Raw genomic sequence first — 13,709 nt, 5'->3', positions numbered from 1 at the left:
CCCCATCACGATGAAGGGCGCCAAACGCCTGCGTGAGGAACTGGATCACCTGAAGTCGGAAAAGCGCCCCAAGGTCATCGCCGCCATCGCCGAAGCGCGCGAGCACGGTGACCTGAAGGAAAACGCCGAGTACCACGCCGCGCGCGAAGAGCAGGGTTTCATCGAAGGCCGCATCAAGCAGCTGGAAGGTGAGTTGTCGCATTCGGAAGTGATCGACATCAGCAAGCTCAACGCCGGCAGCAAGGTGGTGTTCGGCGCAACGGTGACCTTGGCTGACGTCGAGAGCGACGAAGAGAAGCGTTACCAGATCGTCGGTGACCTGGAAGCGGACATCAAGCTGGGCTTGATTGCCATTTCCTCGCCGGTGGCACGCGCCCTGATCGGCAAGAACGAAGGCGATGCCATCGCCATCGACGCGCCGGCCGGCCAGCGCGAGTACGAAATCGTCAGCGTCGAATACCTCGACTGACGATGGCCAAGGCCACACTGCTGCTGCCAGCGCGCAGCCGTTTTCCGGCAGGCGAACTGCCGGCGCAGGTGGCTGCGGCACTGGGTCGTGCCGAGCGTTCGCTCGGTACGGCCGGTGAATCGGCGCAGCTGCGCCGTCATTTCAGCGTGCAGCCGGCCGACTGGTCGGCCGCCGCCTTGACCCGCCAGACCGATGCCGGCGATGCCGCTGGCGGCTTCTGGCTGCGCGCCGATCCAGCCAATATCGTGCCGGACATGCAGGGCGCGCGTTTGATGGCGGCCGCCGAGACGCTGCGCCTGGAACAGGCTGACGTGGATGCCTTGTTGCCTGCGCTGCAACCCTTGTTCGCAGGTTTCGGTTACCAGCTGGATGCACCCACTCCCTCGCGTTGGTACCTGCGTCTGCCGGCCGATACGCCGCTGCCCGAGTTCGCAGAACCGGATGTGGTGCTCGGCGACGACTTGTTTTCGCATCTGCCCAACGGTGAGAACGGACGCCGTTGGCGCGCTTTGCTGACCGAAGCGCAGGTGGTCCTGCACCAGCATCCATGGAATGAACAACGCGTGACCCAAGGCCAGCGTGCGGTCAATTCGCTGTGGTTCTGGGGCGCAGGCAGCCTTCCGATATCGGTACACACCGCGCACGCACAGGTACGCAGCCGCGATGCCCTGGTGCAGGGCTTGGCCGCGATGGCCGGCGTGCGCCTGGGCGGCGAGCAGAGCGTGGATGCACTGGTCGATCTGCGTCAGCTGCGTTCGCTGCAGCAGCTTGCACGGGATGCAATCGCCCCCTTGCTCGATGCACTCAAGCGGGGCGAGCTCAGCGAGCTGCAGTTGGATTTCGAAGATGGCACCGGCTATCGCATCACCCGCGGGCAGCGTTGGCTCCTGTGGAAGAAACCGATCATGACGCTTGCTGATGAGTGACAGTTTGAGGATCGTTCGTCGCGACATGGTCGCGGTCGACGGCTGGAACGATGAGACCCTGCCGCTGCTGCGCCGTATCTATGCCGCACGCGGTGCTGCCACGCCAGAGCAGGCACAGCCCCGGCTTGCCCAGTTGCACGCGCCTGATCTGCTGGGTGGTATGCAGGCTGCGGTGCAGTTGCTGGCCGCTGCAATCGCCAACGACAAGCGCATTCTTATCGTCGGTGATTTCGACTGCGACGGCGCCACTGCCTGCGCGGTAGGGGTGCGCGGCCTGCGCATGCTTGGCGCACGCGATGTGGTGCATGCCGTGCCGAACCGGATGGTGCACGGCTATGGTCTGTCGCCGTCCCTGGTCGAAGAACTTGCCGCGTTGAAGCCGGATCTGCTGGTCACCGTCGATCACGGCATCGCCTGTCATGCTGGCGTGCGTGCCGCGAAGGCCTTGGGTTGGCAGGTGCTGGTCACCGATCACCATCTTCCAGGTGAACAGCTGCCGCCGGCGGATGCGATCGTCGACCCGAACGTGGATGGTGACGCATTCCCCAGCAAAGCGCTGGCCGGTGTCGGGGTTATTTTCTATGTGCTGATGGCACTGCGCCGTCATCTGCGCGAGCAATCTGCCTTCGGAACGCAGCCGGAGCCTGATCTGCTGACGCTGCTGGACCTGGTTGCCGTCGGCACTGTCGCCGATCTGGTGGCACTGGATGAGAATAATCGCGCCCTGGTTTCCGCAGGTTTGCGGCGACTACGCGCCGGCAAGGCCAGCGTCGGCCTGCAGGCCTTGATCGAGGTGAGCGGACGTGACCCGCGTCGGCTCAGCGCCAGCGACATCGGTTACGCCGTTGCGCCGCGTTTGAATGCGGCAGGACGTCTGGAAGACATGGCGCTGGGCATCGAGCTGTTGCTGACCGAAGATCCCGCACAGGCGCGACATATCGCCACGCTGCTCGAAGAGATCAATGCCGAGCGCCGCGCCGTGCAGCAGATCATGACCGACGACGCCGAACGTGCGGTTGCTCGCGCAGTGCTGGATGACGACATGCAGCGACCGGTTGCGGCGTGTTTGTTCGATGCGGAGTGGCATCCGGGCGTCGTGGGCCTGGTTGCATCGAAAATGAAGGATCGCCTGCATCGGCCGGTGATTGCCTTTGCACCGGCTGAACCCGGTGGCGATGCATTGCGTGGCTCGGCGCGTTCGATCAGCGGCTTCCACATCCGCGATGCCTTGGCCGCGATCAACGCCAATCATCCAGGATTGATGGAGAAGTTCGGTGGTCACGCGATGGCTGCGGGGCTGAGTTTGCCATTGGCAAATCTGCATGCATTCAAGGCAGCGTTCGAGCAGCAGGTGCAACGCAGCCTGGACCCAGCACTGCTGCAACAGCAGTTGCTCAGCGATGGCGAGTTGTTGCCTGCCGAACTGGATTTCCAGCATGCCGAAGCACTGCGTCTTGCCGGCCCGTGGGGACAGGGCTTCGCCGAACCTTTGTTTGACGGTGCTTTCGAAGTGCTTGAATGGCGCGTGCTCAAGGAGCGTCATCTGAAGTTCGTATTGCGTCAGACCGGCAGCACGGCGCGGATCAATGCGATCCATTTCAGCGGCTGGACGGGCACCGCACCCGCACCGCATGTACAGCTCGCCTACCGACTGGTAAGCGACGACTACCGCGGCGGCAAAGCCATCCAGCTGATAGTCGAGCACTGCGCATCCGTTTGACCTGACGCTGGCGCCCCCCTTGTAGTGCCGAGCCATGCTCGGCAGGGGCTTCACCGCAAATCCATAAGCACTCGTAGCGTTCCGCTACGTCCCAGCACGTAGCAGAGAAAGCGCACCGAGCGCATCTCCTGTAGTGCCGAGCCATGCTCGGCAGGGGCTTCACCCCCGATCCATCAGCACTCGTAGCACGCACCCCGGGTGCGGGCAGCGCACCTGGGAACACAGGCAGAATGCCTGAAGGAATTCTGGTTCCTTTCCCCCGTACGCGCTGTGCTTATCCAGACAACGGTACCCGCCTGCACAGCTTTGTGTGATCTACATCGCTAAAGACCTGTCTCGAATGCCCAGACAACGAACACCGTCTGCAAGCCACCGGCAACAGAATCTGCGCAGTTCACCGCCAGACCTTGCTTTGATTGCGTGAGGACTGCGTGATGAAACCCATCTTCGGCCAATACATTCCTACGAATTCAGCATTCAATGACCCGATATGGGTGTCAGAAAACTGGCGCGTTACATAAAGCGATGGCACAGTCGGGTTCTCCACAACGCATGGGACGACGGAACGCCCGATGTTTGCAGAATCACTTTCAGCAGCAGGCGGCTTGCAACGCCTGCATCAAGACCGCCGCCTGGTTCGAGTGGAAACCGCGCTTTCTCCAGAGACCTTTCTGGTCAAGCGTTTTGACGGCAATGAATCGGTCTCCGCACCATTCCTCTATCACGTCGAGTTGCTGTCTACCCAGCCAAGGCTGGAGCTGAAGCAGCTGGTTGGGCAACCGCTACGTCTGCTGCTTGGCGATGAGTTTGGTGGCCGTAGCGTGCACGGCTATGTACGCGAGTTCGCCAGCACCGGGCAACAGGCGCAGTTCAACAGCTACCGCGCCGAGGTGGCGCCGTGGTTCGCCTTCCTCGATTACACCAGCAATTGCCGCATCTTCCAGGACAAGAATGTCCTGCAGATCATCGAAGAAGTGTTTGCCGGCTACGAGCAGCTGGCGCGCTACCGCTACGATCTCAATGCCGGCAAGCTGCCGCCCTTGTCGTACTGTGTGCAGTACAACGAATCCGACTTTGCCTTCGTCAGTCGCCTGCTGGAAGACGCGGGCCTGTATTACAGCTTCGTGCACGATGACGAAGGGCATACGCTGATCATCAGCGATGACTCCACGCTCAGTGTCGTACACGGCGAACCAGCTGCGATCGCGTATGTGTCCGATCAAGGCACCTTGGCGCGTACCGGCCTGCATCGCTGGGGTGCGCGGCGCAGGGTAGGGCCGAGCGCGCAGACGTTGCGCAGTTTCGATTTCAAGCAGCCCAAGCAACAACTCGACGGAAACCAGGGCAATCAGGTGCCGATGGGTTTATTGCCGCCACTGGAGCAATACCGTTATGACGGGGCAGCGCGCTTTGCGAACAGTCGCGTTGGAGAAGCGCTGGCGGCCGTGCGTAATGAGGAGGTCAGCTGGCCGACCAAATTGTTCGAGTGCGCCGGTAATGCGGGGGAACTTGGGGCAGGCGCCTGCTTCAGTCTCGAGCGGCATCCTGATTTCATTGGTCGCGATGAGGCAGACCGTGAGTTCTTCGTGGTGTCGATGCAGCGCGAGGGCCACAACAACTTCGCCAGCGACTTCTCCAGTGCGGAGTTGCCCAGCGTTGAGATGCAGGCGCAGGTATTGCGTCGGCGTATTCCCTACCGCCCCTTGCGGCAGACACCGTGGCCACGCATGCCGGGGCCGCAGACCGCAACGGTGGTCGGCCCGCCTGGGGAAGAGCTGCATGCCGATGCCTATGGCCGGGTGAAGGTGCAGTTCCACTGGGACAGGAAGCTGGATCGACGTGAGAACGCCTCATGCTGGATCCGTAGCTCCAGCCCTTGGGCGGGCGCCGACATGGGCGGCGTGTCGCCGCCACGTATCGGCCAGGAAGTCATCGTCGATTTTCTTGATGGCGATCCGGATCGTCCGATCATCACCGGCCGTGTCTACAACGAGCAGAACATGCCGCCGTTCGGCATGGAAGTCAGCGGCCTGAAGTCGAAAACGGTCAAGGGCGGTGGTTGGAACGAAGTCACCATGCATGATGGTGCGGGTGGTGAGCTGTTGAACATGCGCGCGCAGCGCGACATGGTCACCACCGTGCTCAATGACCAGACCGCGAGCATTCTCAACAACAAAACCACGAATGTGACGGTTGACCACGGCATGACGGTGGGCGGCAACCAGACCATCGGTATCACCGGCAATCGCGGCATCACGGTTACCGGCACTGATACCTCGACCGTAACCGGCACTCGCACTACCGATGTCACCGGCGCAGTCGCCGAGACCTATCACACCGGTCAGACCAAGACGATTCTCGCTGCGGGCTATACCGAAACCATCACCGGTCCTTTTACCACGACGTTGACCGGCAACTACATCAGCCAGCGCACTGGCACGTGGAAGCAAACCATTACCTCGACCTCGTGGGAGCAGGTGCAGGGAAAAGTCACCGAGCAATACCTGGCGGGGCGAGAGACCACGATTACTGGCCTGGACAAGCGCGGCGTGACCGGCGCGGTGGAGGATACCAACAAGGGCTCGCGCACCATCGGTGTGGAGGGAACGTTCGAGCAGGGTGTCACTGAAACCCATTCGCAGTTCTCGACTGGCGACATGACCTTGTCGTCCGCAGCCAAGCTGATCGCTGCAGTGGGCGAATCATCCGCCATCGAGATTACCGCCGGTGAGATCAGGATCAGTGCCGGTGGTTCTGAGGTGGTGATCAACGCCAGTGGCGTTTCGGTCAACGGTAGCGAGATCAAGCTCAACTGCTAAGCAGAACGGAGATTCAGCGTGCAGGACACACCCATGTTGCGCGGCCTCGATACCTTGCGCGAAGCCTGGTTACAGGCCAGTTCCGATCCATCCAGGCGATTGCTGATATGGCGTTTGCCGGCCAACGCCAGCCGCCTGCTTGCTGCTTTCTTCGAGATGCAGCGGTACGACGAAGGACGCAATACGCCGGACTATTTCCTGCGTATCGATACGCGCTACGAGCTCGGCTTCCGCTACAGCCGGCAGATCAAGCAGGACTTGTTGGAGCGCTACCTCGGCAGTCAGGATGAACTGCGCGAGCAAGGCGTGTCACTCGGCTGGCGCGGCCCCAATGAAACCCACCCGGATTCAGCTGCAGGCGTGGTCGAAGTGCTTGAGAGCTTTGTTGAACATCATGGCGACCATATGCGCTTGATGGCGGCGGTGTTGGAACCAGAACGCCATGCCCCGGGTGACGGCTTTGAACGTTGGGTCTCGGCGGCGCTCAGCGCTGGCTTTGGCAAGCGACTGCGATTGGTGTTGGTCGACACCCAGGAAGATCCGCGTTGGCAGCCACTGCTGGAGAAACACGGTGACACGGCTGCCTTGATCGGCGGCGACGTCGATATGTTCGCCATTGCCCGTGACACCGCCGCGCAGGCGAGTGGACGCGGCCCAGAGGTGCTGTACCGTCAGTTGCTTGCTGACCTGATGCTGCTGATCGAACGCGGTAGCCCCGCACAGGTGCTAGCCCGCGCCGATCGCGCGCAGGCGCTGGCATCACGCAGCGGCTGGCACGACCAGCAATCGGTCGTGCAGATGATGGTGGCGGGCAGTTGGCTCAAGCACGGCGACCACGCCAATGCCATCAATGCTTACCGCGCTGCCCGCAGCGCTGCTGAGAGTGCCCGCTCAGGCGGCAATGCCGCAGGCGCGGATCTGGTGATGCAGAGTTGGTTCGGCGAAGCCGGTTGCTGGTTGACTGCGAAGCAGCCAGAACGCGCCGCACAGACCTATCTGCAGGCATCGGCGTCGGCCGCCAGTATCCCCAACCCCATGTTCCAGCTGGAAGGGCAGCGCATGGCCGGTTGGTGCCAGTTGCAGGCGGGTAACAAAGAGGTCGCGCGCACCGAGCTACTGGAAGCGATTCGCATCGCAAAGCCGCTGTCGCCAGCAGACCGCAAGACGACGACCTTGCCGCAGGCATTGTGGGATCTGCTGTTGCTGCAGGACGCACGACGCTGCGAGAAGCTGCAGGAGGTTTCGGCAGACTATGTTCAGGCCAGCACCAAGGTGTTTGTTGATGCCGAGAGCAACGCCATGGCGCTGGGCCCGCGGCCCGCACGCGCTGCGCTCGACGCCATCGAGGTGCAGTTGGACGCAGCGTTGGAGCAGGGATTCCATCGCGCCCAGCAGGAACGTGAGCGCTTGATCCAGGCCGGTGATGAGTTCTTCCGCAAGATCGTCGCCGTGGGCCGCGACTTCCTCGATCCCCATTGGAACGGTATTCCGACGCTCGAACACCCGCTGGACCACGAGATACCCGTATGGAGTGAGCCGCCGGCGATGCAGCCACTGCCCGATCCATCAACACTACTGCAGCCATCGGCTGTGACACGTGACGCATCAACAACGGCAGGAGCAGCACTGGCATGACGCCAAGCAGAAAAACAGCAGTGATGGCGGTGGCTATCGTGGTCGGGATCATCGTGGTGGCCTGGATCAGCGCCGACTATCGCGACGAAGTCAAAGCCTTCCTGCGTGCGTTGCTGCGCGCGATCTGAGCGACAAGGAGTGTTGCCATGAGCATCGCCGCCAAACACCTCGATCCGCAGTTGGGCATCGACATCCACATGTATGCGGTGCCGCCAAGCCCGCTGCCAACGCCGCATATCGGCTTGGTGCTGGATCCCTTCGACTACATTCCGTTTATCGGCTCGACGATCAAGGTCAATGGTGTGCATCGCGCCACCGCCGGAACTGGCGGGCTGGACGTGCATATTCCGCTCGGCGTTTGGGCGCCGCCATTGGCGGCGCCGATGGGGCCGCAGTTTGACGGCGAAGAAATCTTCATGGGCAGCCGCACCGTATCTGCGGATGGCGAGCCGTTCTCCAGGCTGGCGATGCCGGTGCTGGACTGCAACCTGGCCGGGATGATCAACCCCTTCCGGGTCAAGAAGCCGAAGAAGCCGCTGCGCGCGATGTCCTTGCCGACCGGTTTGAACGTGGCCATTCCCAGCAGCGTGACCATCGGCGGGCCGCCAACGATCTCGTGGACAGCGATGGCCTTCCGCGCCGCGTTTGCCGGGTTGGGCAAGCTGCGAAAGAGCAAATTCTTCCAGGGCAAGATGGATGCCTTCAAGGCTTGGCGTCAAGGTAAGTGGGGCCATCTGCCGTCTGGAACGTTGAAGTGCAGGATACTGCGCGCCGAACCGGTTGATATCCGCGACGGCAGCGTTGTGGTCAGTCACCGGGATTTTGAAATCCCAGGCCGTCTGCCGTTCGCATGGCAGCGCAGCTACAGCTCCGCCCAGACCGGACGCGGCGGCGCCTGTGGTATCGGCTGGCAGACACCTGCCGATATCACGTTGGAAGTGCTGGCCGACGGCTCGGTGTGGATGTCGGGGCCGGGGCAGGTGGCGTTCTTCCCCGAGCTGCCACCGGTTGATGGTGAAGCGGCAGCGATACTCGACTTTGTGGATGGTGCGCGCCTACTGCGCCGGCACGGTCAGCTGCGGGTGCGGTTCAAGGGCGGGCTGCACTATGTGTTCGGCGGGGACCTGCCGAGCGGAGTTGCTGCGTTACCAGCACATGGCCTGCTGGCGTTGGAACGCATCGAGGACGCCAGTGGCAACTACTGGCGCTTCGAGCGCAATGATGGCCATCTGGTACGTATCGTTGAAAGCGGCGTCGACGGCTTACAGGGCCGCTTCATCGACGTGGATGCGCGTCACGGCCGCATCGAGCGGATGGCGCTGCACGACCCGGCAACCGGGCTGGTGCATCCGCTGGTGGGCTACCGCTATAGCAATGAAGGTGATCTGGTTGCAGCGCTGGATGCTTTGGGTGCTGCGCGCACATTTGCCTATCAACAGCATCGATTGGTGCAGCACACGGACCGGGTCGGGCTGTCGTTCTACTACGCGTTCGATGCGCAGGGGCGGGTAGTGCACTCCTGGGGTGATGGCGGCCTGTACGACTACCATTTCGAGTACGACGCACTGCTGCGCGAGACGCGCGTGACTGATTCGCTCGGCCACCTGAGTGTGATCAAGTTCGATGAGAACCAGTTGCCGCTGTGCGAAATAGATCCTCTGGACGGCGTCACCTTCTTTGAGTACGACGATTTCGGCCGTACGGTCGCGGTCAGGGATCCGGAAGGGCTGCGTACTGGGTTTGCTTACGATGCACACGGCAACTTGTGCTGCCTGACACGGGCAGACGGAAGCAGCTTTCAATTTGACTATGATCCGCTGGACAACCTGGTTGTTCTGCGTACCCCAGACGGAGCGACTTGGCAGCAGGAATTCGACGATAAGTTCAAGCTGGTGGTACAGGTGGATCCACTCGGTGCGAGAACAAACTTCGAGTACAGCCCGGAAGGTCAACTTCTAGCCCAGCAGAATGCCCGGCAGGCGATGACACGGTTGCGTTACGATCGGCACGGTCTGGTCTGCGCTGTGATTGATGCGCTAGGCGCCGAAGCGCGCTATGCAAGCGACCCTCTCGGCAATCTTTTGGAACAGGTAGATGCGCTAGGGCAGACCAATCATTACGAATACGACAAAAAGGGCCGCCTGTTGGTTGTCCGAGCTCCAGAAGGAACCAGCATTCGATGCGAGTACGATGCTGAAGACCAGTTGATCCGGTACGTCGACGAGGCGGGTACGGAGACTCGTCTGGAGTATGTGGGTGTCGGGCAGGTGTCTAGCCGCATGCAGCCTGATGGCCATAGCGTGCAGTACCGTTACGATAGCGAGCAACAACTGATCGCGGTGATCAACCAGCGCGGAGAGTCCTATCAGCTGGTACGCGACGCGCTTGGACGTATCGTCAACGAGGTCGATTATTGGGGTCAGGAACGCCGCTATGACTACGATGCGGCGGGGCGCCTCAAAAGCGTGGTGGATGCGCTTGGACAGCGAATCTCTTTCTCAAACGACAAGCTGGGGCGCATCGTCCGCAAGACAATGCCCGATGTAAGGCATCCAGGAAGGCAGGTGCAGGAGCATTTCGGCTACGACAAGATCGGACGCTTGACTGAACTGCGGAATCCGGCGAGGAGTATAAGGCGACGCTACGATCCTACCGGGCAAATGCTGGAGGAGCTGCAGGACGGCTTCAAGGTCAGCTATGGATACGATGAGGTTGGAAATCGCGTGTCGCGCCGGACTTCCGCCGGCAACTGTGTGGCGATTGCCTACGATCTTCTCGATCAGGCGGTGTCGATAGCGATCAATGATGAGTCGCCAATCCTGATGCAGCGCGATGCGTTGGGTCGGATTACGCAGGAAGTACTAGGCCCGCATCTGCTGCGCAACTTCAGCTACAACAGTCGCAACCTGATGACCTCCCAGTCCATCCTGAAGGACGCGGCGCCGCTGCTTGAAACAAGTTACAACTACGATCAGAGCGGCAACCTGGTACGGCGCAATGACAGTGACCAGGGCGTGGACGAGTATCGGTACGACGTCATTGGACGGTTGCTGCAGCACACTGATCCAAAGGGCAAGATAGAGCGCTTTTTCACTGACCCAGCGGGTGATCGTCTGCGAACAGAGATCAAACAGGTGCAAGCGCGCAGGATCATGGGTGGTGAAAGCGACGCTCAAGGAACATGGACGCGGGAGGGGACCTATCAGGGAGTGCACTATGTGTTCGATAGGGGCGGCGACCTGGTGCGCAGGGGGAGTCCGCAAGGTGGATCGGATGATCTCACTCTTGTCTGGGATGCGAATCATCGGCTTGCGGAAAGTACAAAGGATCGCGTAACGACCGACTATGGATACGATCCCCTTGGGCGACGCGTATTCAAGCGGAATCAGTCCTGCACAACCTGGTTCTTCTGGGATGGTGACGCGTTGCTGGGCGAAGTCCAGCAGGCCAACGATGAAGATGAGGTCGCACCGATCTGGGTCGGAAATGTTGCAAGTCTGGTGGAGGTAAGGGCGCGACAGCAGCGGCTCTCCAGGTTGCATGACCGCGTGCGGGAGTATGTTTACTGCGCCAAATCGTTTGTTCCGCTGGCCCTGATTGAACCTGGAAGAGCGGCCAACGATGGGCTCGCACCAGTTGATCAGGGCGAGATCACGGCGGGCACCATCCGCGAAATTGCCGCTGTCGATTCGTCAACATCATTGGAACAACGAGCGCAGATCGGTCCATCGATAGATCAATCATCGCTTGGTCGATTGGGTGGGGTTGTTCTGGGGGAGAGAGCCAAGGAGCTTGGTCCCTCTGTGGGGGTGGGCCTGTCGCGTTCGATGGGGATATCTTTGGCGACGCCGCATCGTATTGGCAGAGTCGAGGACTCGAAACCCGCGCCCCTAGCCTTGGTAATGGGATCCCGTCCAGACAGTGGGTCGGTTCTGGTGGGGAAGGAGCTGCACCGGGTCTACATCTACCAATGTGACCCGAACGGAGCTCCGCATGCCCTGATTGACAGGTTCGGAACTATTGCTTGGTCCGCAGGCTCTGGTACTTGCGGGTCGTCAGGCCCCTATCATGGCTGGGTAGCCAACCGAATTGGCCTGCAAGGGCAGTACCACGATGACGAGACCGGGCTTGCGTATGCCAGGCATAGGTACTTTTCCTCTGACATATGCGCGTTTGTTTCGAAGGATCCCATCAGGATACTCGGCGGTATCAACATATATGAGTACGCAGTCAATACGCTGAGGTGGGCCGATCCGCTTGGCTTGAAGGGAGGAAGTACCGAGCTCGACAGAAATATCGGTGGCAGGGTCGGTGATGGCATGCAGGCGCATCATCTAATCCCTGAGGAGGTGATGGACAATCCCGCCTTCAAGGACATGTTTGATCACCTGGAGTCGATGGGCTTCGATAGAAACGGCGCTGCAAATGGCATACATATGCCGGGCTCTGAGAGTCTTTCAAAAAAGACAGGTATGGTGGGGCACTGGAGTAATCACGACATGTACACCGCCGATATCACCGCAAAGATTGATAAGCTGAATACAGCTTGGAGCAGTGGAAAGCTGTCGGATATGCAGCTCTTGTTAGGTATTCGCAATGTGCAGTCGCGGGCTTTTGCCGATATTGAAAGCGGCAAAGTGGCACGCGCGCTATCAAATGCATGCAGGATGGGGTGATTGATTATGCTTTACATGGTTCGCTACATTCCTGACAACGCTGGATGCCCTGTAGTCTTGAAAGGAAAGTTGAACAAGCCTTGGGCGTGGAATGCGTTCGATCCGGATTTGTCAAACACCGGATTTGAGGTCGGGTATGTTTACGAAGCCAAGCACAAATTTCTGAACTTCGACTACTGGGACTTGAACTGGATGGCGTCGGAGCAGTTCATCGAGATATGCCGGAAATTTGATGTTGGCGTTGATGCCGTTCCAGTGGATGTAGTGCTTTCCGATGGCGCACCGTCGGTTAAGAAGTACTTCTATTTACGATGGTCCGCGTGGGCGTCTGTGATCGATTTGGAACGTTCTCGTTATGAGCTCGAGAAAGACCTGGCGACCGGCGAAGTCTTGTATCAAAAGTATTTTCCGGATGCGCCGGTTCTGGAGTCGGTCGAACGTTTTGTTATCGATGAGAAAAAGGTGCCTGGAAGTGCGGCGTTTCTTTGCTTGGATCTCGGTCACACATTGGTTTGCAATGAGTTGTTTCGTGCAGCGTGTGAAGATGCTGGCTTGCAAGGCATGGGTTTCGAAGAAATCACGTCGTATACCAAGAGTGACTTCTGGGATTGAGGCTGTAGACGCTTGCTGCCTTTGAGTCACTGTCCGCATCATTGATGAGGCAGAGATGGTGAAGAAGGTGCGGGTTCATGTGCATCTGATTCCGTGGCCGGTCGCTAGCTCCACCTTGGTAAAAAGGTGTTCAGTTCCCAAGCTGCCGACGAACGTCCTGTCAGCATGATGCAGTGGCGACTGCGCAGCGCTTTGCCAACGCCTACCGCATGCCTATCGCTTATCTGCCTTCTGCAGCTCAACCGTGTAGATCACGCTGTCTTCGATCCGTCCATCAACCGCAAAGGCGATGGACAGCTGATCCGCTGCAAGATCGGTGCGGTGGGTGAAGCAGGTGGCGACACCTTTGGTGCAGCTGACGTCCCATGCATTGCCGCCGGCAGTGCGCAGCTCGCGTACCGTGGTCCGGTTGGTGATCGGCAGCCCTTGCAAAGACAGTGGCTGATTGAAGACGCTCCGTGGTTCCAGCTCGGTGCCGGGCGCGGGAACATCAAAGCCGGCTGCTTCGCTGTCCATGTGATTCAGGACGATGGTGACGATGCTGGCGTTGGGCTCTTTGGCGTTATCGGGATAGACGCGGATGCCGAGCTTGTCCCAGACCAGAACTGTCAGGCTGGGGTTTGGTTGCGTGCTTCGATGGTCTGGGCCCAGTGCCTGGATCCATGCGCTCATCGGTGCGCCAAGCTCCAGTGCCTTGCCTTGGTATGTCAGGCCCGTGGGCGTGGTTTCAAGTACAGGCTTCGCGCTGCTGGCCGGCGCGGCGCTTGTGGCTTTCGACGACTCTGCATGCGATGAGCTGACATCGCAGCCGATGAGTGCCAAGCCGAGCAGTGCGGTGACCAGTACGCGCTT

Annotated in this window: 9 protein-coding genes; 8 read left to right on the top strand and 1 reads right to left on the bottom strand. The window is 60.2% G+C overall.

Annotation, left to right across the window (positions count from 1 at the left end; translation table 11 throughout):
• Positions 1 to 4: 4 nt before the first annotated feature.
• From greA to ACVOLS_RS05240, 8 genes are all read left to right on the top strand, one after another.
• A complete protein-coding gene (gene greA, locus ACVOLS_RS05275; RefSeq protein ID WP_481511364.1) occupies positions 5 to 469 on the top strand; it encodes a transcription elongation factor GreA in 465 nt (154 codons plus the stop codon).
• 2 nt (positions 470 to 471) lie between these two features.
• Positions 472 to 1,395, top strand: coding sequence for a phosphoglycerate mutase (locus ACVOLS_RS05270; protein WP_481544760.1), 924 nt, complete (start codon positions 472 to 474; stop codon positions 1,393 to 1,395).
• Entirely contained in the window at positions 1,388 to 3,115 is a 1,728-nt protein-coding gene (recJ, locus tag ACVOLS_RS05265) for a single-stranded-DNA-specific exonuclease RecJ (RefSeq protein WP_481544759.1), read from the top strand. The genes ACVOLS_RS05270 and recJ overlap by 8 nt, the downstream gene beginning before the upstream one ends.
• A 572-nt stretch (positions 3,116 to 3,687) precedes the next feature.
• On the top strand, positions 3,688 to 5,934 hold the full coding sequence (locus ACVOLS_RS05260) for a type VI secretion system Vgr family protein (RefSeq protein WP_481544758.1): 2,247 nt from the start codon (positions 3,688 to 3,690) through the stop codon (positions 5,932 to 5,934).
• Between the two features lie 33 nt (positions 5,935 to 5,967).
• Positions 5,968 to 7,569 carry a hypothetical protein gene (locus ACVOLS_RS05255; RefSeq protein WP_481544757.1) on the top strand — a complete coding sequence of 534 codons (1,602 nt, stop codon included), beginning with the start codon at positions 5,968 to 5,970 and terminating at the stop codon, positions 7,567 to 7,569.
• Positions 7,566 to 7,697: a hypothetical protein gene (locus tag ACVOLS_RS05250; RefSeq protein ID WP_303749847.1), complete on the top strand. Its 132-nt coding sequence runs from the start codon at positions 7,566 to 7,568 to the stop codon at positions 7,695 to 7,697. Before ACVOLS_RS05255 ends, ACVOLS_RS05250 begins: the two co-directional genes overlap by 4 nt.
• Before the next feature lie 18 nt (positions 7,698 to 7,715).
• Complete coding sequence (locus tag ACVOLS_RS05245; RefSeq protein ID WP_481544756.1) at positions 7,716 to 12,245, top strand: RHS repeat-associated core domain-containing protein; 4,530 nt, start codon at positions 7,716 to 7,718, stop codon at positions 12,243 to 12,245.
• A gap of 6 nt (positions 12,246 to 12,251) precedes the next feature.
• On the top strand, positions 12,252 to 12,857 hold the full coding sequence (locus tag ACVOLS_RS05240) for an imm11 family protein (protein ID WP_481544777.1): 606 nt from the start codon (positions 12,252 to 12,254) through the stop codon (positions 12,855 to 12,857).
• 213 nt (positions 12,858 to 13,070) lie between these two features.
• Here ACVOLS_RS05240 and ACVOLS_RS05235 read toward each other — a convergent pair whose 3' ends face one another.
• A complete protein-coding gene (locus ACVOLS_RS05235) occupies positions 13,071 to 13,679 on the bottom strand; it encodes a DUF7738 domain-containing protein (protein WP_481544755.1) in 609 nt (202 codons plus the stop codon).
• Positions 13,680 to 13,709 lie beyond the last annotated feature (30 nt).

The sequence above is a fragment of the Stenotrophomonas sp. STEN038 genome (assembly GCF_056759895.1).
This window is presented reverse-complemented; position numbering and strand designations above follow the sequence as displayed.

Coding starts and splice junctions, on each gene's coding strand:
- ACVOLS_RS05270 (WP_481544760.1), top strand. CDS start 472: ATGGCCAAGGCCACACTGCTGCTGCCAGCGCGCAGCCGTTTTCCGGCA.
- recJ (WP_481544759.1), top strand. CDS start 1,388: ATGAGTGACAGTTTGAGGATCGTTCGTCGCGACATGGTCGCGGTCGAC.
- ACVOLS_RS05260 (WP_481544758.1), top strand. CDS start 3,688: ATGTTTGCAGAATCACTTTCAGCAGCAGGCGGCTTGCAACGCCTGCAT.
- ACVOLS_RS05255 (WP_481544757.1), top strand. CDS start 5,968: ATGTTGCGCGGCCTCGATACCTTGCGCGAAGCCTGGTTACAGGCCAGT.
- ACVOLS_RS05250 (WP_303749847.1), top strand. CDS start 7,566: ATGACGCCAAGCAGAAAAACAGCAGTGATGGCGGTGGCTATCGTGGTC.
- ACVOLS_RS05245 (WP_481544756.1), top strand. CDS start 7,716: ATGAGCATCGCCGCCAAACACCTCGATCCGCAGTTGGGCATCGACATC.
- ACVOLS_RS05240 (WP_481544777.1), top strand. CDS start 12,252: ATGCTTTACATGGTTCGCTACATTCCTGACAACGCTGGATGCCCTGTA.